The organism is Paractinoplanes brasiliensis, assembly GCF_004362215.1.
In the GTDB taxonomy this organism is placed as follows: Bacteria; Actinomycetota; Actinomycetes; order Mycobacteriales; family Micromonosporaceae; genus Actinoplanes; species Actinoplanes brasiliensis.
Map to the genome: position 1 here is coordinate 2,883,585 of NZ_SNWR01000001.1, position 26,333 is coordinate 2,909,917.

The window sequence follows — 26,333 nt, forward strand, 5'->3', positions numbered from 1 at the left end:
TGCCCGCTATTCCTTGGTTCCCGCTGCTCTGACCGGCGGGATCCGGAGCAGACGGCTCACCGGCAGGACCGTCGTGACCAGGGCAAGCACGATCGCGCCGCCCAGCACGACCACCCCGCCCATCGGTGGCACGTAGGGCACCAGCGTTCCGGTCAGGGCCCGGACCACGGCCGTCAGCGTCAGCGCGGCGATCACCACACCGACCGTCAGCGCGGCCCCGAGCAGACCCACCTGCTCGGCGTTGACCATCCGCCGCACCTGGCGCGGGGTGACCCCGGCCAGCCGCAGCACCGCCAGTTCCCGGCCGCGGGCCAGGGCCGCCATCACCATCGTGTTGCCGGCCGCGAGCGCCGCGTACGCCACCATCACCGTGATCAGCATCTTGTTGAGCCAGGCGCTGATGGCCATGTCACGCCCGAGCTGCCCGGTGAGGTCGTCGGTCGTACGCACCTGCCCCAGGGCCGCGAGAGCCTGGTCGGCGCTTCCGTCGGTGCGCACCAGAATCTCGTCGTACGGGCCGGACACGTACGGCAGCAGCACATCGCCGAAGCCCAGCCCGCGGTCGTAGACGGCGACCACCTTGCGCTTGACCGGGGTGCCGTCGCCCAGCCACATCTCGGCCTCGTCACCGACCTTCCAGCCCGCCGACGACGAGACAGCGATCGTGTCGCCGGTCAGCGCGGACAGGCTGCCCTCCCGTACGCCCAGGTCCATCGTGGACGACAGTTGGGCCGGCTCGACGGCTCGGGCCTCGGCCTGCTCGGCCCCGTCGAAGACCCGCACCACGATCGACGTGTGCTGCACACCCGTCACGGCCCGCACTCCGGCAATCCCCCGTACGCGGTCGGCCGTCGACGCCGGCAAACCCTCGGGCGCCGCCACGACCCGATCGGCCAGCATGCCCTCCCGGCTCTGCGTGACAGTCTGCCGCTCCAGGTTGTCCTGCAGGAACCAGACCGAGCCGCCGAACCCGACCGACAGCACGAGCGCGCTCAGCACGGCGGCCATGCCCCGGGCGTTGGCCCGCAGGTTGGCCACGGCCAGATCGCCCGAGACTCCCCAGACCTTCCGCAGGACGGGCGCGACCACCCGGGCGGCGTACGTGTTGATCCACGGGGCCAGCAGCGCGACCGCGATCACGTACAGGTAGAGCATGCCGAGCGCGGCGGCCACCGCGGTCATGCCCGAGGTGCCCGCGGCGAAGAACGTGGCCATGCCGGCCGCGGCCAACGTGAGCAGCCCGGACGCACCCCGGACACGGCCACCGTGGGCGGGCTCGACGGCGATCTCACCCAGCGCCTCGGCCGGGCGGATGCGGGCGACCCGGCGGGCCGCGATCCGGGCGGCGCCCACGGCGATCAGCAGGGTGATCAGGGTGCCGAAAACGGCCGCGGTAGCGGGGTTGGTGACCGGGAAGCTCTCCGGCAGGAACCCGCGGGCGATCAACTGGTCGTGCACCCAGGCGGTCGACCACAGCCCGGCGGGGATGCCGATCGCGGCCGAGGCCAGAGCGACCACCGCCGCCTCGGCGACCACCAGCGCACGCACCTGACGCGGGGTGGCGGCGACGGCTCGCAACAGGGCCAGGTCACGCCGGCGGTGCCGGACGGAGAGGCCAACGGTGCCGGCCACCACGAAGACGATCAGCAGCACCACGTACCCGCCGAACGCGCCGCCCACCTCCAGCAGCAGCGAACGGGCCTCGATCGAGGCGGACCCCTCGGCCCAGCCCCGTTCCTTCCCCGCGTACGCCTCGACCCCGGCCTCCTCGGCAAGGCCCTCGATGGTCTTGACGGCGTCGGGGGAAGCCTTGATCGCGATGGCCTGAGCGTCGGCCTGGACGTCGGTCACCCCGGGAACGGCGCGGATCCGGTCGGCGAGCGCGGGCGGCACCTTGCCCTCGGGCAGCGGCACCTTCGTGACGCTGACCTCGCCGAACTCCTTCGTGGACACTTCGATGTAGCGGTGGGCGACCACGACGTCGGCCGCCGCATAGCGCTGCGGCTCGGGCTGGTACCGCAGGCCCGACTCGACGAACACGGCCAGGGTCATCAGGATCATCACGCCGCCGGCCAGGGCGACCAGGGTGGCAATCGACGTGCCGGGGCGCTGCCGCAGCAGGCGCAGGGCGAGCTTGAACATGGGGGTCGGTCCTCTCACCTGGTCACGAGCAGTTCGGCGATCTTTTCCGCGCCCAGCTGGGGCAGGTCGCGGACGATCCGGCCGTCGGCCAGCACGAGCACCCGGTCGGCGTACGAGGCGGCGACCGGGTCGTGCGTCACCATCACCACGGTCTGGCCGAACTCGTCGACCATCGAGCGCAGCAGGGCCAGCACCTCACCCGCGGTCTCGGTGTCCAGCGCGCCGGTCGGCTCGTCGGCGAAGACCACGTCGGGGCGTACGGAGAGGGCGCGGGCGATCGCGACGCGCTGCTGCTGACCGCCGGAGAGCTGGGCCGGGCGGTGCGAGAGCCGCTGGGTCAGGCCGACCCGCTCGACCACGCTCGCCACCCACTGCCGATCGGGCCGCACCCCGGACAGCCTCGAGGGCAGCAGGATGTTCTCCTCGACGGTGAGCGCGCCGATCAGGTTGAACGCCTGAAAGACGAAGCCGATGCGGTCCCGCCGCAGCTCGGTCAGCCGGGTCTCGGAGAGCTGCGACAACTCGGTGTCGCCGACCCAGACCCGGCCCCCGGTGGGACGGTCGAGCCCGGCCGCGGTCTGCAGCAGCGTGCTCTTGCCGGAACCGGACGGGCCCATCACGGCGGTGAACGTGCCGCGGGCGAACTCGGCGTCCACCCCGGCCAGGGCGACGACCCGCTGGCCGTCGGTGGCGTACGTGCGGGTGAGTCCCTCGACCCGGACCGCGACCATGTCGTTCATGACTGCGCCTCTCGGTGTGTTAGCTCGTTGGCTGACACCGGAAACGCTATTTCGCGCAGTGGTCAAGATCGATGAAGCCTGCGGGCCTCTTCGCGGTACAGCTGGCTATACCTCCAGGTAGCGCAGCACCGCTGTCACCCGGCGGTCGGCCCGGTCACTCGGCGCCAGGTCGAGCTTGGCGAAGATGCTGCGGATGTGTTTGTGCACGGCGCCCTCGGTGACGACCAGGCGTTCGGCGATCGCCGTGTTGCCCAGCCCCTCGGCCATCAGCGCGAGCACGTCCCGCTCGCGGGGGCTGAGCCGGTCGAGGCCGTTGTCGGCGCGGTTGCGCGAGAGCAGGAGGCCCACCACCTCGGGGTCGACGGCCGTGCCGCCCTCGGCCACGCGGTGCAGCGCCTCCAGGAACTCCTCGACCCGGCCCACCCGCTCCTTGAGCAGATAGCCGAGCCCCGCCGCGCCGCCGCTGAGCAGGTCGGTGGCAAAAGCCTGTTCCACGTACGCCGAGAGCACGAGCACGGCCAGGCCAGGCAACCGCCTGCGCGCCTCCACCGCGGCAACGATCCCCTCATCGGTGTGCGTGGGCGGCATCCGCACGTCGACGATCGCCACGTCCGGTTTGTGCTCGTCGACGGCTGCCAGGAACGCGGCCGGGCCGTCGGTGGTGGCGACCACGTCGATCCCCTCGGCCCGCAGCAGCAACGCCAGGCCCTCCCGCAGCAGCGCGTCGTCCTCGGCGATCACGATCCGCACGGCAGCTCCACTCGCATGGTCGTCGGCCCACCGGCCGGGCTGGTCAAGGTCAAGTTCCCGTCGTACGCCTCGACGCGGCGCCGGATCCCGACGATCCCCGACCCGCCGTGCTCGTCGGCGCCGCCACGGCCGTTGTCCTCGATCGTCACCTCGAGCCGGTCACCGTCGAGGCGCGCGGTGACCGAGGCCGTGGTCGCGCCGCTGTGCTTGTTGATGTTCGTGAGCGCCTCGGCCACCACGAAGTAGGCCGTCGCCTCGACCGAGGCCGCGCAGCGGCGGGGCAGCCGGACGTCGAGCCGGCACGGCACCCCCGAGTCCCCGGCCAGGCCGGCCAGGGCGCCGTCGAGCCCACGGCCGTCGAGCACCGGCGGGAGGATGCCGCGCACCACCGTCCGCAGCTCGGACAGGGCCTGCTCGGCGGCGTCCTGGGCCCGGTCCAGCATCTCGCCCGCCGCCGCCGGGTCGCGAGCCACCGCCCGCCGGGCCGCGCCGAGCAGCACGCTGACCGCGACCAGGCGGTTCTGCGCGCCGTCGTGCAGCGAACGCTCGATCCGGCGCAGCTCGGCGGCGTGCGCGTCGAGGGCCGCGGCCCGGGTCGCGGTGAGCTCGGCGATACGCAGCGACATGTCGGTGCCCGGCGGCGGGGCCAGCAGCCGGCGGCCGGGCCAGGCCTGCGCCCGCGACAGCAGCGGCGCCAGATAGAGACCGAGCACCACCCAGGCGAGGCCGTACAGGCCGACGAGCAGCGCGTCGACCTGATTGTGCACCGGCCAGAAGACCAGGCCGGGCGCCGACTCGGGCGAGACCAGCGACCACCACAGCGGGTACGTGATGTCCTGTATCGCCGAGACCGGAACGAGCAGGCCGAACGCGCTGATGAAGAACCCGGCCGTGCCGTGCACGACCAGCCACAGCAGCTCGCGCCGGCTGAACTTCTCGGACACCGGGCCCAGGATCTCGGGACCCCAGCGGGACAGGCGGGCCCGTTCCCGGTCGGCGGCGGCGCGCACGGCACTGCGGGCGTACGGGATCAGCAGCACGCCGATGCCGACCGGGCACAACAACGCCACGATGAACAGCCAGAACAGGGTGGCCAGCGCGAGGGCCGACGTGCCGAGGCCACCGAGCAGCCGTTGCAGGGCGTCAACGGTGGCGTGCCCCCGGCGGCGCAGACCATCGACGCTCATAGCCCGTCACACTAGGACATGCGCGGGCCGGGGTGTCCGGGACGCCCAGATCGCCGCGTTCAGCACCACCCAGGCCCCGCCGAGCAGCACGGCGGCGATCGTCTCGCTGAGGTTGCTCCAGCCGAGATAGACCCACGAGCCGGCGCAGCACACCACCAGCGCGGCGGCCACGGTGCCCGTCGTGACCCGATGCGGCCAGGGCAGACGCCTCGACACCAGCCAGGCCACCAGGCCCACCACCGCCGCCAGCTGAGCGGTCGGCGCGGCGTCGCCGCCCGGCTCCCAGGGCGGCGGATCGATGATGAACAGCACCACCGACAGGACGGCCAAGGGCATCAGCAGCGCCAGCCCGTCAAGCAGCCCGGCGCGCCGCCACCAGGCCCGAGCCAGGACGACCGTAGCGGCCATCCCGAGCAGCAGCTCCGGGTTGATCGAGGTGGCCAGATCGAGCGCGAACCGGTAACCGTCGGACGTCCACTGCCCGCGCGCCCAGGTGGCGACCGCGTGGTCCGCCGCGGCCAGCCCGCTCATTCTGACGATCAGCGGCATCGCGAACACCAGCAGCAGGGCGAACAGCACAAGCGCGCCCAGGCTGGTCAGCACCCGGGCGACACGGTTGTCGGAGGAGACCGGCCAGTCGGGCAGCCGCATCGGGTGCGCGCCCAGCCAGCGGCCGGCCAGCACCAGCGCCACGAGCAGTGCGGTCAGCACCGCCAAAGCACCCCCGGCCCGGCCCGCACGGGCGGCCAGCACGTCGTACGAGGCGCCGGCCAGATAACTCCCGAGCACCAGCCACAACGACCACCCGGCCGCGGCGGGGGTATGGAAGGCCACGAACCGGCGGTACGCCACCCCGTTCATCCCGGCCAGCCGGGGCACGATCGTACGGGCTCCCGCCACCCACTGTCCGAAGAAGACGGACCGCCCGCCGTAGCGCTCGAAGATCCGCTCGGCCCGCCGCCAATGCCTCTCCTTGACCCACCGCGACCGCGGACCGCGGCGCCGCCCGGCGAAGTAACCCCCATTACCCCCGAGCAGCGCCGCCGCCACAGCCACCAGCGCGGCCGGGACGATGCCCACCACCTGTTCGTTGGCGAGCAGCCCCAGCGCGACCAGTGCGGTCGCCGACGGCAGGACCAGGCCGGCGAGCACGGCCCCCTCGGTCGCCACCAGCGCCGCCACCACCACGAGGGCCAGCCAGGCGGGCAGGTCGTCGAGGAAGGCCACGCCCGAAGACTATGAACGCGCACACCCCAGGCGGATCGGTGGAATTCCCCTAAGCTCGTCCGGGAACTTTCTCGCCCGCGGGAGCGACCAACCACTCCCCGGCCCCGGACAGAAGGACCCCCATGACCAAGCCCATGACCCGCCTGCTCGTCGCCCTGGCCGCGATGACGGCGGTGCTGCTGCCCGGCGTGCCGGCCCTCGCCCACAACGCGCTGGCCGAGGCCACCCCGGCCAAGGGCTCGACGGTCAAGAAGGCCCCGACCAGCGTCAAGCTGAAGTTCCTGCAGAAGCTGAACCCTTCGTACACGACGCTGACGGTGTCGGGCGTCGAGGCTTCCGACCCGAAGGTCGACGGCGCGACCGCCTCGGTCACCTTCGACCCCCTGCCCAACGGCGCCTACACGGTGGCCTATCAGGTGGTCTCGCAGGACGGCCACACGGTCAAGGGCTCCTACAAGTTCACCGTGGCCGACCCGTCCGCCACCTCGGCCCCGGCCCCCGAGCCCGCTCCCGACGAGTCGCTGGTGGTCGCCGACCCGCCCAGCAGCGCCCCGGCCCCCACCGCCCCGGCCGCCGACCTGGCCTCCGCCGAGCCCGACGACAGCAACACCAGCACTTACCTGATCCTCGGCGCGATCGTCGTCGCCCTGCTCGCCTTCGCCGGCTTCCTCTTCGCCCGCCACCGCAGAACAAACTAAGCGATCATTCCCCGGAACTGCGCCCACCGGCCGCACCAGGTGGCAAGGTCGTGTATCCACGGCAGGTCGCTCACCTGAGCCTTGGCCGACGGCCCGGTCACCGCGCATCGGTCAGGTGGTTCTTTCAGACGCCGGGTTCCTCTCTTCGCCAGAACACCGTAAGCGAGCTGCGCGCTACGCTCCGGCGATGGGTGTTGGGGTTGCGGTGGTGGGGTTCGGGTGGATGGGGCGGGCGCACACGCAGGCGTACGCGCGGGTCCATCACCACTACTCGGACGTCGAGCCCGTGCGGCTGGTGGCGGTGGCCGATGACGTGCCGGGAAGGGCCGAGCAGGCCGCCCGGCGGTACGGGTTCGAGGAGCCGGCCGTTGACTGGCGGCCGCTCGTGGGAGATCCAAGGGTGCAGGCTGTCAGCATCACCGCGCCCAACTTCCTGCATCGGGAGATGGGTAGCGCGTTCGCGGCGGCCGGGCAGCACATCTGGATCGAGAAACCGGTCGGGCTCACCGCGGACGACGCGCGCGCCATCGTCGGGGATGTGCAGGTTGCCGTGGGGTTCAACTATCGCAACGCGCCGGCCGTTGAGAAGGCGCGGGAGCTGGTCGCGAACGGCGGGATCGGGGCGGTGACGCACGCCCGGTTCCGGTTCCTGAGTGATTATGCGGCCCACCCGGACGGCGCGTTGAGCTGGCGCTTCGAGCGGGCGCGAGGGGGCAACGGCGTACTGGGTGACCTCGGCGCGCACGGTGTCGACCTGATCCGCTTCCTGCTCGGCGAGATCGGCTCGTTGGTCGCCGACACCGCGGTGTTCGTGCCGTTCAGGCCCCGCCCGACGACCGCGACGGCCGGGCATGAAAGGGGTAGCGGGGAGCCGGGGCCGGTGGAGAACGACGACTACTTCGGCTGCCTGCTGCGGATGGTTTCGGGCGCGCGGGTGGTGCTCGACTGCAGCCGGGTGGCTGTGGGTGAACAGAACAGCTACGGATTCGAGATACACGGCACCCGGGGCGCGTTGTTCTGGGATTTCCGCCGCATGGGCGAGCTGGGCGTCGCCGGCGGTCCGGACTATCAGGACGAACCGGTGCGCACGGTTTTCGCCGGGCCGCGGGACGGGGACTTCGGAGCGTTCCAGCCGGGGGCCGGCATTCCGCTGAGTTACGACGACCTCAAGGTGATCGAGGCGGCCCGGTTCCTGCGGTCGGTGAGCGACGGGACCCCGTACGGGGCGACCCTGGTCGACGCGATCCGCGCGGCCGAGGCGTTGGACGCGATGGAGGAGTCGGCCGCTTCACGGTCCTGGGTTGCCCTTCATTGACAGTTTTATTTACTGTTAATCGTCTTGCCAATCCCCCTAGGGCAAACGAGGTCATCTCATGAAGAAGCGCACGCTGCTCGCCGCCGCCCTGTCCACAGTGGTCGTGGGCGGTCTCGGCCTGGTGGGCGTCACCACCGCTCACGCCGCCGCTCTCAACCCCGCCGTCGCCCCGGGCGGCAACTTCAACCTGTCCGTGTGGTCGCTGCAGCTGCCCATCGGCTCGCCCGGCAGCCCCGAGACGATTCCGCCGTCCCGGCTCAAGGGCGCCAACGGCTACTCCAACCCGGCCTACTTCTGGACCGACAAGAACGACGGCTCGATGACCTTCTGGGCGCCGGAGAAGGGCGTGACCACGCCGAACTCCAAGTACGCGCGCTCGGAACTGCGCGAGATGAACGCCAACGGCTCGGCCGCCGACTGGCCGCTCGCGGGCAACCACACGCTCAGCGCCGACCTGCGGATCGTGTCGGTGACCAAGAACGTCGCGGTCGGCCAGGTCAAGCTGGGCACCGGCGGAACCTCGACCAAGCCGCTGCTGGAGCTCTACTACCGGGCCAACGGCGACATCTACCTCGGCCAGCAGCGCAGCCCCACCGACGGCCAGACGCTGCACAAGCTCGGCAACGTGCCGCTCGGCCAGCGGTGGACGTACGTCATCAACGTCACCGGCAACAAGGCGACGCTGACCGTCAACGGGAGCCGGACCACCTACACGATTCCGTCGTCGTTCAACCCGTACAAGCAGTACTTCAAGGCCGGCTCGTACAACCAGTCGTCCTCCGACAGCACCACCAACGGGGCGAAGGTGAAGTTCTACGCCCTCACCGTCAACCACAGCTGACCGTACGAACCTGACAGCTTCCTCACTTCCGGCCGCAAGGCTGGCCGTCGCTGCGGGCGCGACACGGCGTCCGCGCGTACGGGCGAGGAGGTTGTTCGATGCGGAGAAGGCACGCGCTGGTGGTCGCGGCGGTCGCGGTGACGATGGTGACGGCGTGCGGGGGCAACGAGGCCAAGGACGAGGGCGGCGACGCCAAGGTGGCTACGCTGACCAGCACAGCGCCGGGGAAGGCGACACCGTCGAAGACCGCCGCGCAGCGTCCGCGGGAGCGCCTCGACACGACGCCGGAGGAGTTCGAGGCGATGCTCGGGCCGTACCACAAATGCCTCAAGGAGCGCGGGTACGCCCCGGACGAGCTGAAACGCAAACTGGCCGAGGACGCGAAGCCGGCGGTCGATGCCGCGTCGAAGGAGATGGACGAGGCGTACCGGATCTGCGAGGCGCAGTTCTATCCGCTGCCGCCGTGGGAGAAGGACCCGGCCAACCCGGAGGCGCGGGACTTCGCCGTCGCGGTGGTGAAGTGCCTGAAGAACAAGGGTGTCAAGTACGTCGAGGTCGCCGAGGACGGGCTCAGCTACGCGCTGGGCGGCGAGAAGAACGACAAGCGCTCGATCAGCATGGGCCTCGACCTCGCGCCCGAGTGTGAGCGCGAGGTCGCGGCGAAGAACAAGTAGGGCTACACGGTGGCGAGCGCCTGGGTCGGGGTGAGCCGGGCGGCGCGCACGCTGGGATACAACCCGGCCAGCACGCCGATCACGACCGCTCCCCCGGCCCCGGCCAGGGCCGCGTCCACCGGCACGACCAGCGGCCACTGCTGCCACGAGGCGTAACCCACGGTCGCGGCCAGCCCCAGACCCGCGCCGGCCAGGCCGCCGATCGTTGCCAGCACCACCGACTCGGTCAGGAACTGCAGACGGATCTGGCCGCGGGTGGCGCCCAGCGCCCGGCGCAGGCCGATCTCGGAGCGGCGTTCCAGCACGGCGACGACCATGGTGTTGGCCACCCCGATGCCGCCGACGACCAGGGCGACCGCGGCCAGGGCCAGGAACAGCACCGAGAAGCTGCTCTCGGTGGCCCGTTTGGCGGCCAGCGCGTCGGAGGGGCGGGTCACGTTCACCCGCCCCGGACGCTCGGGATGGATCGTCTCGGCGAGCACGCCGCGCACCTGTTCGATCTGCGACTCCTCCGCCTGCACATAGAGGACGGTCGGGTGCCCGTCGAAGCCGAGCGAGTCACGCGCCGCCTCCCAGCCCACCATGACCGAACGGTCGATGTCGGGGGTGAGCGGCGTGGTGGCGAGGATCCCGACGACGGTGAACCCGATGTCGCCCAGGACGACCTGCGGGCCGGGGGCGGTGATGCCGAGCCGGGCCGCGGCGACCGAACCGAGCACCGCGGCCGGGAAGCGGGCGGTGGCCGGGTTGAGCCACGAGCCCGACTGGACCCGGGCGTTGATCGTCGGTAGCAGGTCGAGCCGGCTCGCCAGGACGGTCAGGCCCGAGCCGTTCTCGACCGGCATACGGTCGTTACGGCGTACGAGGGAATGGGTGTTCGCCACCGCGCTGACTGCTGTCACCGGGCCGATGCGCCGGACCATCGCGACCGCCGACTCGGGGATGCGGGTCGGCGGCTCCTGGTCGGGCACGGCCGTGGCCTGCAGCGTGTTGGTGCCGAGCGCGGTCAGCTCGTCGAGCAGCGCGGCCTGGCTGGACGCCGGGATGCCGGTCACCACGATCATCGTGGCGATGCCGAGCGCGATGCCGAGCGCGGACAACGCGGCGCGGGCCGGCCGGGTGCGCAACCCGAGAAAGCCGAGGTCGAGCACGTCGAGGACGTTCATGAGCGCACCACCCGCCCGTCACGGATCTCGATCCGGCGAGGCATCGACGCGGCGATGTCCCGGTCGTGTGTGATCACCACGATCGTCGTGCCCTCGTCGTTGAGCCGGCGCAGCAGAGCCAGCACGGCCTGCCCGTTCGCGGTGTCCAGGGCGCCGGTCGGCTCGTCGGCGAGCACCAGCGACGGCTCGTTGACCAGGGCACGGGCGATCGCGACACGCTGCCGTTCACCGCCGGACAGCTGCTGCGGCTTGTGGCCGGCGCGATGCTCGAGGCCGACCCGGGACAGCGCCTGCCGGGCCAGCTCGCGGCGATGGCGACGCGGTGTCCCGCCGTACAGGAGGCCGGTTGTCACGTTGTCGAGGGCGCTCAGCCCGTCGGTCAGGTGGAACTGCTGGAAGACGAAGCCGATCTCGCGGGCCCGCAGGCGCGACAACTGCCGGTCCCGCAACCGGGCCACGTCCTGACCGGCGATCGCCACGCTGCCCGAGGTGGGCCGGTCGAGCGTGCCGATGATGTTGAGCAGCGTCGACTTGCCCGAGCCGGACGGCCCGACCACCGCCACCAGCTCCCCGGCCTCGATGTCGAGGGTGACGCCGGCGAGGGCGGTCACGCCGCCGGGATAGACCATGCTCGCGTCGCGGACCGACAGCACACTCACGACGCCACCACCACGTCGGCGCCCTCGGCGAGACCCTCGCCGGTGATCTCGACCCGGCCGTCGGCGAACATGCCGGTCTCCACGGCGACCAGCCCGGTCGGCCCCTGCACGGCGTAGCCACCCTCGCTGAGGGCGATGAGCGCCTCGATCGGCGCGGTGAGGACATCCTTGCGCGTACGCCCGGGGAAGTTGACCGTGACCTCGGCGGTGTCCAGCTTGGCCAGGCTCGCCGGGTCGTCCACGGTGATCGTGACGGTCAGCTTCGGCGTGCCACCCGTCGGGCCCTCGTCGGACGATGTGACATTCCGGCCCACGGCGAGGATCCGGGCTTTCACCGTACGGTCGTCGGGCAGGCTCACGGTGACACGGCCACCCCTGCGTACGGTAGCGGCTTCGGCCGGCTCGGCCGCCACGGTGATCACCTTGCGGGTCGAGGTCACGGTCATGAGCTGCGCGTTCGCGGGCGAACCGGGCTGCACGGCGATGGATTCGACACGTACGGCCCCGGACTGCACCTCGACGTCGCCGACCGCGATCGTGCCGGTGACCGGTCGTTCCAGGTCCTTCTGCCAGCGCTTGACCGCGGCGATCAGGCCGGGGGTGAGCTCGCCCTCCTCGCGGCTGCGCTGCGGGCCGGTGCGGTAGCCGAGGGCGCGCAGGTTGTCGACGATGATGCGGACGTCACGCCCCTTCATCCCGGGGGTCGCGATCGGCCGGAACAGCGGCAGGCCGCCGTAGAAGAGCGTCACCGGCTGGTCGTTCGCGCGGAACAGCTGACCGCCGCGGCGGATCGTCGCGCCCGCGGCCGGCAACCACGTCACGACGGCCTCGGTGTGCCCGGACAATGGACGGGCGGCGCCGAACCCGAGAGCGCCCGGCATCGACGTGACCGTGGACAGGGTCCGCCGTTCCAGCTTGGCCGTCTCGACCGCCACCGTCTCGGGGGTCACCGGTTCCCCGCCGGCGCCGTGCCGGGTCGCCACGAAAGTCGCGCCGGCGGCCAGGCCGGCCACCACGAGGCACGTGATCAGCCATCGTTTCCACATGGCGAACGAGAGTGGCCGGGAATCGTCAGGAAATCGTCAGGTATCACGAGAAGTGACGATCGCGGGTGCGCCCCGGTCCTATCATCGCCGCCATGTGTGCTCAGGTGCTGGTCGCGGATGACGACCCCCGCCAGGCCGAGGTGGTCCGCCGCTACCTGACCGCGGAGGGTCACGAGGCCGTAGTGGTGCACGACGGGCGTACGGCGCTGGACACGGCCCGCCGGCTGCGGCCCGACCTGCTGGTTCTCGACGTGATGATGCCGGGGATGGACGGGCTGCAGGTCTGCCGCACGCTGCGTCAGGAGTCGGACGTGCTGGTGCTGATGCTCACGGCCCGGACGACCGAGGACGACCTGCTGCTCGGCTTGGAACTGGGCGCCGACGACTACCTGACCAAGCCGTACAGCCCTCGTGAGCTGATGGCCCGGGTGCGGACGCTGCTGCGGCGGGCGCCGTCCCGTTCCGTCCCGGCCGAGCAACTGCGGCAGATCGGACGGATCGCGGTGGACGCGGGCCGCCACCTGGTGACCGTCGACGGCGAGCCGATCGAGTGCACCCGCGGCGAGTTCGCGATCCTGGCCGCGATGTCGGAACAACCCGACCGGGTCTTCACCCGCGCGCAACTGCTGCACCACACCCGCGGCATCGACCGCAGCTCGACCGAGCGCACGATCGACGTGCACGTGATGAACCTGCGCCGCAAGATCGAGATCGACTCGCGCCGGCCCGCGCACCTGCTGACCGTGCACGGCGTCGGCTACAAACTGGCCCCGGGCGCCCCGTGAACGGCGGCCGGGTCCCGCTGCGGCACAGCCTGGTCACCCGGCTGCTGGCCACGTCGGTGCTGATCGCGATCGCGGGCATCGCGTCGACCGCGTGGCTGGCCGTCCGCACCGCCACCCGGGCGATCAGCCAGGAACAGGGCCGCGCGCTCGCCGACGACAAGGGCGTGTACGACATGCTCGTCGCGTACGCGGCCACCCACGCCGACTGGACGGGCGCGCCGGCCCTGATCCAGGAACGGGCGCAGAAACTGGGCCGGCGGATCACGCTGATGACCGAGGACCGCGCCGTGATCGTCGACTCGGTCCCCGGTCCGTCACTGCAGACGGCTCGCCCCTCGGCCGTGGTCGACCCGCTCAACCTGGACCTGAGCCTGACCGGGGGCAGCAGCCGCATCGACCGGCGGGTGGTCGGGCCGTTCCGGGTGGCGACGGCCCGGGAACGGCAGGCGCTGCGCAAAGCGGCCGAGGACGACCTCACCTGCTGGCGGCGGCGCGGGACGGACGGCACGATCAGCCAGGCCCCGAACGGGCGGCCGGTGCTCACCCTGCGTACGCCCGAGGTGCTCGACTCGGGGTGCTCGTCGCTGGACTCGGTCATCACCCCGAGCGAGGACAAGGCATTGCGTTCCCTGGGCCAGGCGATTTCCCGCTGCGTCAGGCTCGACGAACGCCTCTACCAGCTGCTCGTGCGGCCGGACTTCACCACGTACGTCATGAAGGCCCAGCTGCCGAGGCCGGTCGAACCGACCGCAGGGCTGCTGGCGCCGGCCAAAGGGTTCCTGCCGGAGAAGCAGGCGGCCCGCGTCGACGGATGTGTCGAGAAGTCACGGCGGGCCGTTCTGCAACCGTACGTGGCCCCACCCGCGCTGCTGTTCGTGACCGACCCGCGTTCCGACCCCGACCCGTTCACGCTCTCGACCGCCAATTCCGTACGGATCGTGGCCGTGACCGGCGCCGTCCTGCTGGCCACGATCTTCGTCACCGTGCTCGTCGGGCGGCGCCTGGTCCGGCCGTTGCGGGCGCTCACCGACTCGGCCGACCGCCACGTGCCGGCCACCGTGTCCACGAAGGACGAGATCGGCCGTCTGGCCCGCGCCCTCAACGAAAGCACCGAACGCCGGGACCGCGCCGAAGCTCAACGCCGCGCGATGGTCAGCGACGTCGCGCACGAGCTGCGCACCCCGCTCACCAACATCCGCAGCTGGCTGGAGGCCGCACAGGACGACCTGGCCCCCACCGACGCGCAGCTGCTCACGCTGCTGCACGAGGAGGCGGTGCTGCTGCAGCACATCATCGACGACCTGAGCGACCTGTCCGCCGCCGACGCGGGCACGCTGCGCATCCACCCCGAGCCCATCTATCTGCGCGACGTCCTGACCCAGGTCGTCGACAGCCACCGCGGGGCGGCCAACGGCGTGCACCTCACGATCGAGGCCGACGGCGATCCGGTGGTGACAGCCGACCCCGTACGCCTGCGTCAGCTCGTCGGCAACCTGGTCTCCAACGCGGTCCGGCACACCCCGGCGGGCGGCACGGTCACAGTCGGCGCCTCGGCGGCTGCGATCACCGTACGGGACACCGGGGTGGGGATCGCGCCCGAGAACCTGCCGCGCATCTTCGACCGGTTCTGGCGGGCCGACGAGTCACGCAGCCGGGCCACCGGGGGTAGTGGGCTGGGGCTGGCCATCGCCCGCAAACTGGCCGACGCGCACCACTTCACGATCGGCGTCGACAGCACCGTCGGCGTGGGCACCACGTTCACGATCAGGCTGGACGGGGGCTGATCGAGGCGGCGCTTGGGGCGGGGGCTTCAGAGCGCGGGTGTCACCCCGTACGGGCTTGGTCTGGGGTTTCGGGGCGCAGGGCGTTGGCGAGCGTGCGGGTGAGCAGGTCGAGCACGTGGTGGCGGGACGAACCGGGCCGCTCGCCCAGGTAGGACCACGCCGCGTAGAGCTGGGACCAGAGCAGGTTGAGCACCCAGTCGGCCGGCAGGACCGGGTCGATCGAGCCGTCCCGCCGCCCGCGCTCGATCACCCGGGCCAGCGACGCCTCGTCCTGCGACTCCCAGCACTCGCCGCCGCCCTGCTCGGTGAAGATCAGCGAGAGGAGCGGGCCGAGGTCGAAATACTCCCGGCAGAGCCGAAGGAGCGCCTCGCCGCCGGTGCCCCGCTCGAGATCGGCCAGGCGTGCCGCGCGGACGAGCCGCTGACCGCCCTCGACGGCGACGGCGGCCAGCAGGTCGGCCCGTTCGGCGAAGTATCGGTGCAGCGTCGTGCGCCCGACCTGGGCCGCCGACGCGATCTCACCGAGCGAACAGGCCGGGTTGTCGGCCAGCAGCTCGATCGCGGCATCGATGATCGCCTGCCGCGTGCGGTTCTTTATGCCGGAGGTCACGGCCATACTGTACGGGAATTGGCATTGCCCGCAATGGAACACATGTGTTCCACTACGAATCATGCGGATTCTGCTGCGTCTCCTCCGCCCACACCTCCGGGTGCTGGCCCTCGGGCTGGTGCTCGGCCTGATCGCCAACGCCGCCAACCTGGCCGCGCCGCTCGCCACCAAACGCATCATCGACACGCTCGGCACCGGCGACGCGCTGGCCGGCCCGATCACGCTGCTGCTCGTCCTGGTCGTGATCGGCTCGGTGATCGGGCTCTGGCAGTGGATCCTGATGGGCACCCTGGCCGAGCAGGTAGTCCTCGACGCGCGGCTCTCGGTGATCCAGCGCTACTTCAAGGCGCGACTGGCCGAACTGACCGGCCGCCCCACCGGCGAACTGGTCACCCGCGTCACCGCCGACCCCGGCCTGCTGCACCAGGCCTCGTCCAGCATCGTCGGCCTGATCAACGCGTCGCTGGCCTTCGTCGCGACGCTGGTGCTGATGGGCACGCTCGACGTCGTCCTGCTGCTCTGCACGCTGACCGCCGTCGCCATCGTCGGCGCCGTCATGGCCGTGCTGCTCCCCACGATCAGCAAATCTCAGAAGGCGGCGCAGGACGCGGTCGGCGACCTCGGCGGCGAGCTCGAAGGAACACTGCGGGCCATGCGTACGGTGAAGGCCAGCCGCGCCGAACAACGCCAAGGTGACCGCATCGAGTCGGACGCCCGCCGGGCCGCCACCTTCAACATCCGCGCCGCCCGCCGCGCGGCCTGGGTGTGGACGGTCTCGTGGAGCGGCGTCTCGCTGGCCATCATCGCCGTCCTCGGCGTCGGCGCGTGGCGGGCCGACGCGGGCTTGCTCGAGGTGAGCAGCCTGATCGCGTTCCTGCTGTACGCGTTCCAGCTGATGGGTCCGATCGGCGAGCTGACCTCCAACGTGACCGCGTTGCAGTCGGGCATCGCCGCCGCCCGCCGGATCAGCGAGGTCTACGCCATGGATTTGGAGACCTCCGACCCGCAACCCGGCCAGGCGCTGCCCGAAGCCCCCGCCCTGTCCGTCGACGGCGTCACCCTGCGCTACACACCCGACGGCCCGCCCGCCCTCGACGGCGTCACCCTGCAGATCCCCGCGCGCGGCCACACCGCGATCGTCGGCCCGTCGGGCGCGGGAAAAACGTCGCTGTTCTCGCTGCTGCTGCGCTTCCTCGACCCCGACTCGGGCGAGATCTACCTGCACGGGCGGCCCTACCGGTCACTCACCCACAGCGAGATCCGGGGCGAGCTGGCGTACGTGGAACAGGAAGCCCCCGTCGTGCCCGGCACCATCCGCGAGAACATCCTGTTCAGCCACCCCACGGCCGCATCGGAGGAACTGGAGTCGGTGCTCGCCCGGGTCCACCTGGCCGACAAGGTTTCTGAATTGCCGCAGGGCGTCGACACCCCCATCTCCGGCGCCGAACTCTCCGGCGGCGAACGCCAGCGGATCGCCCTGGCCCGCGCCTTGATCCGGACGCCGGCTCTTTTGTTGCTCGACGAGGCCACGGCCCAGATGGACGCCCTGACGGAGGCCGCGGTCCAGCAATCCGTACGCGACCGCGCCGCCACGGGGGCCGTGGTAACCATCGCCCACCGCCTGTCCACAGTGATCGACGCCGACCGCATCATCGTCCTCGACCACGGCCGCGTACGGGCGGTCGGCACCCACGACTCCCTGATGGCCTCCGACGACCTGTACCGAGGCCTGGTCGAGGCGCTACGCATCGCCATCCCGTCCGCGGCGGGCTCGGTCAGCTGAGTGCTGCCCGCCCCGCCAGGGGCGATCACCCGTGTCGCCGGAGCCATTACTGCCACAGACGCCGCAGCACCGGAAGGTCAAGCCGCCCGCAGGAAACTCGGAGCTCTCGGTCCGCGCTGGTGTGGCGACGACAGAGCGGGCTGCAGGGCGTCGCGGCCAGCCACTTGGCCAGCCCCAGCAGGTTGAGATGGAGTCGATTCTGACCCTGGTGCCAAGTGCGGCTGCTGTCGCCGGCAGCGTCGCTATCCTCGCGGTCTTGCGCCGCCCCTGTTCAGCCGCCGGATGACGTCGACAGACACCCGAGCGCGCTCGGCCAACGGGTCAGCGGACGCCACCCGGTCGCTGACGAGTTGGCCTCACGCTCGTCCGCTGCAGCCGGCGGCCCAGCGAACACCCACATGGAGGGTTCGTACCAATAGTGCGACGAACGCTCCAGTCGTCGCGGGTGTCGGCACGCCGTCGTAACGCAAAGCCACGCGCCGGGCACCCGTGCGCGAGGTGTCCGGCGCCGCTGCCGCAGGAGGCGCACCCCGCAGCACCGGCGGCACGAACCATCGCCTGGCCCGCGCGAACATCAAGTCGTCCGCCGAAGACGTTTCTCCAGCTCAAAGGTCGCCAAGAGTGCCCGGACGTGCTCGGGGAGCGAACAGCACCCGACGCAGGTATCGCTGGGCCGATGACTTCGCGGGAGTCACCGAGGGTCATTGGACGAACGCGGATGGTGTGCGTGGCCTCGCTAGCATGCGAGGAATGTTCGGCGATGACACGCTCGACAGCGCGCTGGCACGGATTGACGATTGGGAGCGGTCCATAGCCGACCGCGCCGAACGAGCGCGCGCGTTGGCACTGCGGACATCGGATCTGTCGGCGACTGCGCGGAGCCGTGACGGACTGGTTGAGGTGACCGTCGGCGCGGAGGGACAACTCCTCCAACTGCGTCTCGACGAGCGGACTCGTCAGCAGTCCTCGGCCACGACAGCGAACTCCATCATGGAGACCTTGCAGGCGGCCAAAGACCAATTGCTCAGAGAGTTCGAGGAAGCTACGGCCGAGACGGTCGGCCCGGACAGCGAGACCGGCCGAGCCCTGACCGAGGCGCTACGCCGGCGACTCGGGCCGCCCGCCGAACCAACCAACGGGCACCGATGAGCGGGCCGGCGTTCCAGGTCGACTCGACCGCCCTCACCGCGCACGCCAACATGGTCGACTCCATCGGTGACGAGCTCACCACGGCGGCCGACGCCGGGCACACGGTCCAGACCGACACCGGTGCCTACGGGCAGTTGTGCCAGTTCGTGCCCGCCCTTCTCAACCAGCTTCAGCAGGCGGTGGTGGACGGCATGGCCACCGCGGCCACCTCGGCCCACGAGACCGCCAACGCCCTGCGGTCGGTCGCCGCCGCGTACGACAGAACCGACCGCGCCACAGCCGACAGGCTCCGGAATACCCGATGAGCCCGCTCCGGCCGCCGCTCGTCGCCGTCGCCGACCACGGCACGTTCAACGATCCGTGGGCCGGAATCTGGATCGCCGAGGACATCGACACGATCCTCGCCGGTGTCCGAAGCGGCAGTTGGATCGACGGCACACTCGGCGCCGTCTCGGCCGGACTCGACACCCTGGCCTTCGTCTCCGATCCGATCGGCGGCCTCCTGCAATACGGCGTCGCCTGGATGCTCGAGCACGTCAAGCCGCTGACCGAGGCGCTGGACTGGCTGGCCGGCGATCCGGGACAGATCTCCGCCCACGCGCAGACGTGGCGCAACATCTCCGCCACCTTGGACGATCAGGCCGCAGACCTCGATCGCGGGATGCGTTCGGACACTACCGACTGGGTCGGTGACGCCGCCGACGCGTACCGGACCTGGTCCGGTCAGCAACGCGACGCCGTCGGCGCGCTGGCGACCGCAGCCGAGACGATGGCCGCGATTACCGAAGGCGCCGGAACGCTGGTGGCCGCAGTACGGATGATGGTCCGCGACGCCATCGCCGTCCTCGTGTCCCGGCTGATCACGTACGCCTCCGAACTGATCTTCACGGCCGGACTGGCCACACCGTTGGTCGTTGAGCAGGTCAGCACCCTGTGCGCTTCCTGGGCCGCCCGGATCGCCGGCTGGCTACGCGGACTCGTGCACAGCCTTGAGCGTCTACGCGGGCTGGCCGGGCGGATGGGCGACGCGATCGAAGCCATCAAGAAGCTTCTCACCCGTCTCCGCAGCCGAGGTGACGGTCTCACCACACCATCCGGGGCACCGGACCCGGGCCGCAAGCCGCGCGGGGACCGTACCGCCGCACATCCGACGAGGGTCAAAGACAAGCCGCTGCGCCGAGAGAACGAATCAGCCGACGCCTTGGCCCAGAATGGTTACGACGTCCACATGCTTCGCCGCAAACCGATCGCCGACCTCAAACAGATTCTCGTGGTCAAGGACGGTACGGTCGTCCGGTTCTTTCCTTTTGGTGACTGGATAGGTCGTCGGGCGGGTGTCTGATGTGGAGGCTGGTAGGTTGACTGGCTGTGTCCGCTCAACCGCCGCCGTCGTATGACGACCTGGCGGCGATGGTGGTGGACCTGACGGCCCGGCTGGAGCAGGCGATGAGCCGGATCGCAGATCTTGAAGGCCGGTTGAAACAGTCGTCGTCGAACTCCTCGAAGCCGCCGTCGTCGGACGGTTTGGCCAAACCGGCGCCGAAGTCGTTGCGAGGCCGTTCGGGTCGAGGCCCGGGGCGGCCGAGCGGGCAGGATGGGGTGACCCTTGAGCGGGTCGCGGATCCGGACGTGGTGCTGAGGCACGTCCCTGCGGTGTGCGGCGGGTGCGGTAACGGTCTGGCCGGCGCGGCCGAGGTCGGTATGGCCTGGCGGCAGGTGGTCGAGGTCCCGCCGGTGCGGCGCAGGTGACCGAGCATCAGATGTTCACTCTGGCGTGCGGGTGCGGGCATCAGACCACCGCGGCCGCACCGGCGGAAGCGACGGCCCCGATCGTGTACGGGCCTCGGCTGGCCGGGATCGGCGTGTATCTGTTGCACGGGCAGTTCCTGTCGGTGTCGCGGACCGCTGCCGCGGTCAGGGACCTGTTCGGGGTGCCGGTCGCGGCCGGCACGGTGGCCGGCTGGGTGAAACGCACCGCGCTGGGCATCATCGAGAAGGTGTTGCCGGTGATCGCCGGCCGGATCGCGGGTGCGCCGGTCGCCGGGTTCGACGAGACCGGGATGCGGGTCGCCGGCCGCCTGGCCTGGCTGCACTCGGCGTCTACGGCCACGGACGTGCTGCTCGCGGTGCATCCGAAACGTGGCACGAAGGCGATGGACGCGATCGGGGTCCTGCCGAAGTTCGCCGGGGTCGCGGTGCATGACGCGTGGGCGCCGTACGACACCTACACGAGCGCGATCCACGCTCTGTGCAACGCGCACGCGTTGCGTGAGTTGATCTATGTGACCGACACCGCGACCGGTCCGGTTGCCGAGCACGCCGAGCAGGCGGCCACCGCGCTGTGCCGGTTGAACCGGTTGACCGCCGACGCCCACGCCGCCGGGCAGGCCCACGACCCCGAGAAAGTCGCCTTCTACCAGCACGTCCTGCACAGCGCGGTCGTGTTCGGCGTCGACGCCACCACCGCGCGGGCCAGCAAACTCGAACGCAAATACCATGCACTGTTCGTCCGGCTCCGCGACCGCCGTGACGACTACCTGCGCTTCGTCACCGACCCGGCCGCGCCGTTCGACAACAACGGCAGCGAGCAGACGATCCGAATGCCGAAACTGCGGATCAAGGTCTCCGGCAGCATGCGCACCATGACCGGCGCCGAACACTTCGCCGCGATCCGCAGCTACATCGCCACCGCTGCCCGGCAAGGCATCGACACCCTCGACGCCCTCATCCAAGCCGCCACCGGCAACCCCTGGATCCCCACGCCGACCTGACCGGCAACCACCACCGGGCCTGCGATATGGCCAGGTACGCCTACGTGCCCAAATCAGATACCTATCCAGTCACTCCTTTTGAAGGGTGATGAGAGTGGCCCTCGAGTACGACTGGTCCGGTGACGCGGAGGTGGAGACCACAGCGCTACGGACCTTCATCGCGACCGCGACCGGTGGCCAACAGGCTCCGGACGGCACCGTCTTCCTAAGCGTGTAGTCAGAAGTGCGGTACGTAACTAGTGACGGGCTGTCCGCGAACACGCTCAGCGAGAGGGACATACCAACGTAAAGACCCCGCCGTGGGTTCGGATCAGGTTTCCACACAAGAGCCTGAACCCCGACGAGGTCACCGCCAGTATGCGCCCCGCGCACGTGTATGCCAGCATGTCCGAACAGCAACACACCGAACTGATTACGGCCCTGCACGGCCCGTGGCGTAACGCCACCCGGATCATGATGGTGGTGCTGTCCGCGGCCGGCTGGTCCGCCAGCGAGATCGCGGATCTGCTGCACTACGACCCGAAAACCGTTCGCGGCTGGATCGCCCGCCACCACGCTGAAGGCCTCGCGGGGTTACCCGACCGGCCCCGACCGGGACGGCCCCGTAAAGGCAGCCGGCGTCTCGGCGACCGCATCCACACCCTGCTGCAGACACCCCGGTCCTGGACCACCTCCCGGATCTGGAAAGCGCTGGGCCGGCCCCAGCTGAGCATGTCCACGATGCGCCGCCGCATCAAAGAGCAAGCCCGCTGGGCCCGGCCCCGCTTGATCGCCAAAAGCGACCCGAACCGCGACACCATCTGCGCCCAGATCCGCGAACGCATCACCGCCCTACCAGCCGGCAGCGTGGTCCTGGCCGAGGACGAGACCCACCTCGACCTGCTCGCCCGGGTCCGCGCCTGCTGGATGCCCACCGGCCTGCGACACCGGATCCTGACCCCAGGTACCAACGTGCGCCGCACGGTGCACGGCGCGGTCAACCTGCTCACCGGCACCGTGCACCACCACATCAGCGTCAAGAACGTCTCGGTCGTCTTCTGCTACTTCCTGCAGCAACTACTCGACGCCTACCCCAACGCCCCGGTCATCGCCGTGATCTGCGACAACGGCAGCACCCACCACTCCAAAATCACTCAACGGTGGCTCGCCGAGCATCCCCGCATCCAGGTCATCGAAGGCGCGAAATACAGCCCCCAAGACAATCCAGTCGAACGACTCTGGGCCGCGATGAAACGACAGATCGCCAATACCGCGACCGCGACCATCACCGACCGCGTCCAGCAAGCCCACGCGTTCTTCCGCCACCGCACCGACGCCCAGAACTTGGCCACCGCGGCACCCTGGACCTCGCCCTGGCTACCCCAGGGTTACGGGAAGGAGTTCTGGCCAGGGGCTTAGATGGCATGTACGTGACGGCCAGCGCGGACTCCGCAGACGACGTCAACGAGGCGATGAAGCTCTTCGGCTTCGAGGACCGCTTCTGGGCCACGTTCCGGTTCGCGAACCTCGCGGACGAGGCGACCAGCGATCACAACACGACCCTGATGGTCCATGTGCTCATAGCGTTCGCCCAAACCCACGGCGGAAGCGGAGTGCTACTGCACAACGGCGAGCGAGCAGTCCTGCAATACGGAAAAGAGGGGATCGTCTTCGACGCCGGGTGGGAGGACTGGACCGAGAATAGCGAAATCGCCCCGCTGCTCACCCAATTCGCCAGCCGAACGCTTCCGCAACCCCTGCTGTAGCGGGTTGAGCATCGATCCAGGCACGGCGACCGTCGAAGACCTGATCGTCCTCCGGACTGCCAGCCCGTAGGGGCACTACGGTCCACCGGATGTAGCGCCTCACGGAGAGAGGCCGACAGGCCGTGACGCCGGCCAGACAAGACCCGCCCAGGAATGCCTGGTCGTATCATCGGCTCAGGAGGTGGAGCAGATGGCAACGATCGATCACCCGCCGCGCGGTTCGCGGTATGTGGACCAACGGCATTACGTCGTGCCGTCGCGTCTTGCCGATCTGCACGGGCCAACCAGCGGCCAAGTCACTCTCGATCGATCATTGGATTGGTCCGGCGACAGCACCTATGACCTCGATGATCCCGGCGACCTCCAGGTGATGTATCAGACCGTCCTGAACCAAGCGGCCAGCGCCGAGGACCTCAATCGCTGGCTCGATGCCGATGTTCTGCGCCGGGTATGGCCGTCTCTGTGGCTTCCTGCCCGATTGAGGGCGCTGTGGCAGGCCCGCTTCTCGGAGCTGGTCGCGCCGCCGTGCCCGGATTCCTGGACGACCTGCGAGCCGCCGTCAAGGACGGCTCGTTCCGGCCACTGCCGGTGCGGGAACGCAAGATCCCGAAACCTGGCGGGTCGGGCAAGGTTCGCAAGCTCGGGATACCGACGGTCGCGGACCGGGTCGTTCAGGCGGCGCTGAAGCTGGTACTGGAACCGATCTTTGAGGCCGACTTCTTACCGGTCTCCTATGGGTTCCGGCCCAAGCGGCGTGCTCATGACGCGATCGCTGAGATTCATCACTTCGGCACCCGTGGTTACCGCTGGGTGCTGGACGCTGATATCGAGGCGTGTTTCGATTCGATCTCGCACACGGCCCTGCTGGACCGGGTGCGGGCGAGGGTCAAGGACAAACGCGTCCTGGCGCTGGTCAAGGCGTTCCTCAAGGCCGGGGTCCTCACCGAGTTGGGTGAGCGGCGGGACACCACGACCGGCACACCGCAAGGCGGCATCCTCTCGCCGTTGCTGGCTAACATCGCTTTGTCCGCGCTCGATGAGCACGTGATGCAGCCATGGCAGCCAGGCGGGCCGATGTCGACCGCGGGCAAACGCGGCTACCGACGCTCCAAGGGACGGCCGACGTGGCGGATTGTTCGTTACGCCGACGACTTCGTGATCTTGGTGCACGGGACGCGTGAGCACACCGAAGCGCTACGCCAAGACGTCGCTACTGTGCTGGCACCGCTGGGTTTACGCCTCTCGGAGGCCAAGACCCAGATAGTGCACATGGGCGACGGGTTCGACTTCCTCGGCTTCCGCATCCGGTGGAAACGCAAGAGGGGTACGAACAAGTGGTACGTCTACACCTTCATCGCGGCCCGGCCGTTGTTCACGGTGAAGGCGAAGATCCGTGCCCTGACACACAAGACATCGCAGTGGAGCCTCGCATCAGTGCTGACCAAACTCGGACAGCTCATGCGCGGCTGGGCCAACTACTTCAAACACGCCGTGGCGAAATGGACCTTCAGCAAACTGGACGCCTTCACCTGGTGGAGACTCGCCCACATGCTACGGGCCCGGCACGGCTGGAACTGGGGTCAACTCCGCCGTCACCTACGCGGCCCTGACGGGCGGTGGCGGATCGCGGCGGACGGGGTCGAGTACTACCGGATCTCCTTGAGTGTGGCGGTCTCTCGTTACACCTACCGGGGCAACAAGATCCCAACCCCATGGCCCACCACGAATCCCGCCTGACGGCAGCAACCGTGGAGAGCCCGTTGCCGAGAGATCGGCACGGCGGGTTCGGCGAGCGGTCCGGGGAAACGGACCGGTGGCAACACCGGGACCGCGCCCCGGGCCGACTCAACAGGCGGATGGGTGGGAATCCGCCGCGTTGGATGAGTCGGCGGAAGCGCTGGGACACCGAGGCGGGATGCCAGGCCCGACCGTCACGGCGTACGAAGAACAAGCCGGTGTCGGGCCAGGCGGGGCCGGCGGCCAGCTGCCACTTCGCTCGCTGGGCTTTGTAACTGGTGAACAGAGCGACGGTGTCAGGGTCGAGGATGACGTCGCGGTTACCGGCTTCGCTCTTGGGCTTCTTGTGGCGGATGTTTCCGCCGCCGTACGTGGTGATCTGGTTGATGATGCCGATCTCGGCTTTGCGGAGGCGTACTTCGGCGTCGAGCAGGCCGCAGGTCTCGCCGCGGCGGGTGCCGCGGTAGGCCATGAGGTGCAGCATCGGGTGGATGTCGGGCGCTTCGGCGGCGGCGTAGTCGAGGAAGTCGGCGAGTAGTTCGTCGGTCCAGACCATGACGGGGCTGGGGACTTCGCCGGTGGCTTGCCAGCGTTCGACGCGTTCGGGTTCCCAGACGATCGGCCTGGACCGTTTGTTTCGGGTCTTCACCAGGGCGGCGGGGTTGGCTACGCCGGCGATGATGCTTTCGCGGAGGGCGTCGTTGAAGGCCTTGCGCAGGGTGGCGCGGATACGGGAGCGGGTTGCTTCCCCGGTGGGCCGTTTACCGGCGACGCTTTTGCGTACGGCGGGGTCGGGGTCGTTGCGCTTGGCGAGGATCTCCTCGTTGCGTTCTTTGATTTTGCGGATGAGTGTGTGGATGTGGTGGGGGCGGAGTTGGTCGAGGGCGACGTCGCCGAGGTGCGGGATCAGGTGGGTGGTGATGTGGTTGGCGTAGCTGCGGCGGGTGTTCTCGTCGATCTCGATGTCGTTGACCCAGCCGGTCAGGTATTGGGCGAGGGTGGGGATGCCGCCGAGAGCGCTGTCGGTCTTCAGGCGGAACCGGACCGTGTCGAGGTCGGGCAGGTCACCGGTGGCGCGGCGGGAGGCCTGTATGAGGTCGGCGACCTCAGTCAGCCGTTTCGGGTCTTTGCCGGCGAGGTCGAGCAGTCGGCGGACCTGGTCGATTTCGTCCTGTGCGGCGTCGCGGTTCTCGAAGCCGGTGCTGGGCCGTAGTTGGCGTCGTTTCCCGTCGGCGGTCGGCGGGAGTTCGAGTTGGTATGCCCATTGACCGTGGGTGAGGCTCCAGGATCGGTTGGCACGGCGGAGTTTCGGGCATTTGTTGCGCAGTGGTCGGCCGGTGTCAGGGTCCTTGCAACGGCAGACTTTGAACGGGGTATCGGTGGCCACGAGGTGGACGCTCCCAGCGTGCGAGGGGTTGGTGTGCAACGGTTTTTCGGTGCTCGCTCGTCATTCACGCTCTGCTCCTAACATTGATCAAGTCGTCTTGGTGGGTGGCTATAGCGCTCCGAGGCCGCCGGATGCCG

The 26,333-nt window shown here is 69.9% G+C and carries 25 protein-coding genes and 1 pseudogene; 16 read left to right on the forward strand and 10 right to left on the reverse strand.

The window, feature by feature from the left end; translation table 11 throughout:
• Positions 1 to 6: 6 nt before the first annotated feature.
• The 5 genes from C8E87_RS12880 to C8E87_RS12900 form a co-directional block, all read right to left on the reverse strand.
• Entirely contained in the window at positions 7 to 2,142 is a 2,136-nt protein-coding gene (locus C8E87_RS12880) for an FtsX-like permease family protein (RefSeq protein WP_133873320.1), read from the reverse strand.
• Positions 2,143 to 2,156: 14 nt separating this feature from the next.
• Positions 2,157 to 2,873, reverse strand: coding sequence for an ABC transporter ATP-binding protein (locus tag C8E87_RS12885; protein ID WP_133876787.1), 717 nt, complete (start codon positions 2,871 to 2,873; stop codon positions 2,157 to 2,159).
• Positions 2,874 to 2,987: 114 nt separating this feature from the next.
• Positions 2,988 to 3,632: a response regulator gene (locus tag C8E87_RS12890; protein WP_133873321.1), complete on the reverse strand. Its 645-nt coding sequence runs from the start codon at positions 3,630 to 3,632 to the stop codon at positions 2,988 to 2,990.
• Complete coding sequence (locus tag C8E87_RS12895; protein ID WP_133873322.1) at positions 3,620 to 4,819, reverse strand: sensor histidine kinase; 1,200 nt, start codon at positions 4,817 to 4,819, stop codon at positions 3,620 to 3,622. Before C8E87_RS12895 ends, C8E87_RS12890 begins: the two co-directional genes overlap by 13 nt.
• Positions 4,820 to 4,825: 6 nt before the next feature.
• The gene (locus C8E87_RS12900; protein WP_133873323.1) at positions 4,826 to 6,046 is read right to left on the reverse strand and encodes a VTT domain-containing protein; all 1,221 of its coding nucleotides are present in this window, start codon (positions 6,044 to 6,046) and stop codon (positions 4,826 to 4,828) included.
• 122 nt (positions 6,047 to 6,168) lie between these two features.
• On the opposite strand from C8E87_RS12900, the gene C8E87_RS12905 reads away from it, so the two are divergent.
• The 4 genes from C8E87_RS12905 to C8E87_RS12920 all read left to right on the forward strand — a co-directional run bounded on the left by C8E87_RS12905 (position 6,169) and on the right by C8E87_RS12920 (position 9,574).
• Positions 6,169 to 6,744: a copper resistance CopC family protein gene (locus tag C8E87_RS12905; RefSeq protein WP_133873324.1), complete on the forward strand. Its 576-nt coding sequence runs from the start codon at positions 6,169 to 6,171 to the stop codon at positions 6,742 to 6,744.
• 187 nt (positions 6,745 to 6,931) lie between these two features.
• Positions 6,932 to 8,059: a Gfo/Idh/MocA family protein gene (locus C8E87_RS12910; RefSeq protein ID WP_133873325.1), complete on the forward strand. Its 1,128-nt coding sequence runs from the start codon at positions 6,932 to 6,934 to the stop codon at positions 8,057 to 8,059.
• Between the two features lie 58 nt (positions 8,060 to 8,117).
• Positions 8,118 to 8,900, forward strand: coding sequence for a polysaccharide lyase family 7 protein (locus tag C8E87_RS12915; RefSeq protein ID WP_133873326.1), 783 nt, complete (start codon positions 8,118 to 8,120; stop codon positions 8,898 to 8,900).
• Positions 8,901 to 8,998: 98 nt separating this feature from the next.
• The gene (locus tag C8E87_RS12920; RefSeq protein WP_133873327.1) at positions 8,999 to 9,574 is read left to right on the forward strand and encodes a hypothetical protein; all 576 of its coding nucleotides are present in this window, start codon (positions 8,999 to 9,001) and stop codon (positions 9,572 to 9,574) included.
• A gap of 2 nt (positions 9,575 to 9,576) precedes the next feature.
• On the opposite strand, the gene C8E87_RS12925 is transcribed toward C8E87_RS12920, so the two are convergent.
• The 3 genes from C8E87_RS12925 to C8E87_RS12935 are packed head-to-tail and all read right to left on the reverse strand — an operon-like array spanning position 9,577 to position 12,445.
• Complete coding sequence (locus C8E87_RS12925; RefSeq protein WP_133873328.1) at positions 9,577 to 10,740, reverse strand: ABC transporter permease; 1,164 nt, start codon at positions 10,738 to 10,740, stop codon at positions 9,577 to 9,579.
• Positions 10,737 to 11,369, reverse strand: a complete 633-nt coding sequence (locus C8E87_RS12930; protein WP_133876788.1) for an ABC transporter ATP-binding protein — start codon at positions 11,367 to 11,369, stop codon at positions 10,737 to 10,739. Before C8E87_RS12930 ends, C8E87_RS12925 begins: the two co-directional genes overlap by 4 nt.
• Positions 11,370 to 11,395: 26 nt before the next feature.
• Positions 11,396 to 12,445 carry an RND family efflux transporter gene (locus C8E87_RS12935; protein ID WP_133873329.1) on the reverse strand — a complete coding sequence of 350 codons (1,050 nt, stop codon included), beginning with the start codon at positions 12,443 to 12,445 and terminating at the stop codon, positions 11,396 to 11,398.
• A gap of 92 nt (positions 12,446 to 12,537) precedes the next feature.
• Here C8E87_RS12935 and C8E87_RS12940 point away from each other — a divergent pair, with 92 nt between their 5' ends.
• Both C8E87_RS12940 and C8E87_RS12945 read left to right on the forward strand, forming a co-directional pair.
• Positions 12,538 to 13,230, forward strand: coding sequence for a response regulator transcription factor (locus C8E87_RS12940; RefSeq protein WP_133873330.1), 693 nt, complete (start codon positions 12,538 to 12,540; stop codon positions 13,228 to 13,230).
• Complete coding sequence (locus C8E87_RS12945; protein WP_133873331.1) at positions 13,227 to 15,014, forward strand: sensor histidine kinase; 1,788 nt, start codon at positions 13,227 to 13,229, stop codon at positions 15,012 to 15,014. Before C8E87_RS12940 ends, C8E87_RS12945 begins: the two co-directional genes overlap by 4 nt.
• A 40-nt stretch (positions 15,015 to 15,054) precedes the next feature.
• On the opposite strand, the gene C8E87_RS12950 is transcribed toward C8E87_RS12945, so the two are convergent.
• Positions 15,055 to 15,624: a TetR/AcrR family transcriptional regulator gene (locus tag C8E87_RS12950; RefSeq protein WP_239079925.1), complete on the reverse strand. Its 570-nt coding sequence runs from the start codon at positions 15,622 to 15,624 to the stop codon at positions 15,055 to 15,057.
• Between the two features lie 61 nt (positions 15,625 to 15,685).
• On the opposite strand from C8E87_RS12950, the gene C8E87_RS12955 reads away from it, so the two are divergent.
• The 10 genes from C8E87_RS12955 to C8E87_RS45465 all read left to right on the forward strand — a co-directional run bounded on the left by C8E87_RS12955 (position 15,686) and on the right by C8E87_RS45465 (position 25,347).
• Positions 15,686 to 17,407, forward strand: coding sequence for an ABC transporter ATP-binding protein (locus tag C8E87_RS12955; RefSeq protein WP_133873333.1), 1,722 nt, complete (start codon positions 15,686 to 15,688; stop codon positions 17,405 to 17,407).
• Between the two features lie 750 nt (positions 17,408 to 18,157).
• Complete coding sequence (locus C8E87_RS12960) at positions 18,158 to 18,556, forward strand: YbaB/EbfC family nucleoid-associated protein (protein ID WP_133873334.1); 399 nt, start codon at positions 18,158 to 18,160, stop codon at positions 18,554 to 18,556.
• On the forward strand, positions 18,553 to 18,861 hold the full coding sequence (locus tag C8E87_RS12965) for a type VII secretion target (RefSeq protein ID WP_133873335.1): 309 nt from the start codon (positions 18,553 to 18,555) through the stop codon (positions 18,859 to 18,861). Before C8E87_RS12960 ends, C8E87_RS12965 begins: the two co-directional genes overlap by 4 nt.
• On the forward strand, positions 18,858 to 19,898 hold the full coding sequence (locus tag C8E87_RS12970) for a WXG100-like domain-containing protein (protein WP_133873336.1): 1,041 nt from the start codon (positions 18,858 to 18,860) through the stop codon (positions 19,896 to 19,898). Before C8E87_RS12965 ends, C8E87_RS12970 begins: the two co-directional genes overlap by 4 nt.
• Before the next feature lie 68 nt (positions 19,899 to 19,966).
• Positions 19,967 to 20,305 (forward strand): DUF6444 domain-containing protein, encoded by a 339-nt coding sequence (locus tag C8E87_RS44580; RefSeq protein ID WP_203720477.1) that lies wholly within the window; start codon positions 19,967 to 19,969, stop codon positions 20,303 to 20,305.
• Positions 20,306 to 20,316: 11 nt separating this feature from the next.
• Positions 20,317 to 21,327, forward strand: a complete 1,011-nt coding sequence (gene tnpC / locus C8E87_RS12975) for an IS66 family transposase (protein WP_203720476.1) — start codon at positions 20,317 to 20,319, stop codon at positions 21,325 to 21,327.
• A gap of 357 nt (positions 21,328 to 21,684) precedes the next feature.
• Positions 21,685 to 22,725, forward strand: coding sequence for an IS630 family transposase (locus C8E87_RS12980; protein WP_133873337.1), 1,041 nt, complete (start codon positions 21,685 to 21,687; stop codon positions 22,723 to 22,725).
• A gap of 5 nt (positions 22,726 to 22,730) precedes the next feature.
• Positions 22,731 to 23,072, forward strand: coding sequence for a SitI3 family protein (locus tag C8E87_RS12985; RefSeq protein ID WP_133873338.1), 342 nt, complete (start codon positions 22,731 to 22,733; stop codon positions 23,070 to 23,072).
• Positions 23,073 to 23,522: 450 nt separating this feature from the next.
• Positions 23,523 to 24,809 (forward strand): group II intron reverse transcriptase/maturase, encoded by a 1,287-nt coding sequence (ltrA, locus tag C8E87_RS12995; protein WP_133873339.1) that lies wholly within the window; start codon positions 23,523 to 23,525, stop codon positions 24,807 to 24,809.
• A 178-nt stretch (positions 24,810 to 24,987) separates the two neighbouring features.
• A complete protein-coding gene (locus C8E87_RS45465) occupies positions 24,988 to 25,347 on the forward strand; it encodes a hypothetical protein (protein WP_243755183.1) in 360 nt (119 codons plus the stop codon).
• 360 nt (positions 25,348 to 25,707) lie between these two features.
• Here the strand turns inward: C8E87_RS45465 and C8E87_RS45470 are convergent.
• Positions 25,708 to 26,196 (reverse strand): annotated as a pseudogene (locus C8E87_RS45470) (site-specific integrase); the annotation flags it as partial.
• Between the last annotated feature and the right edge of the window lie 137 nt (positions 26,197 to 26,333).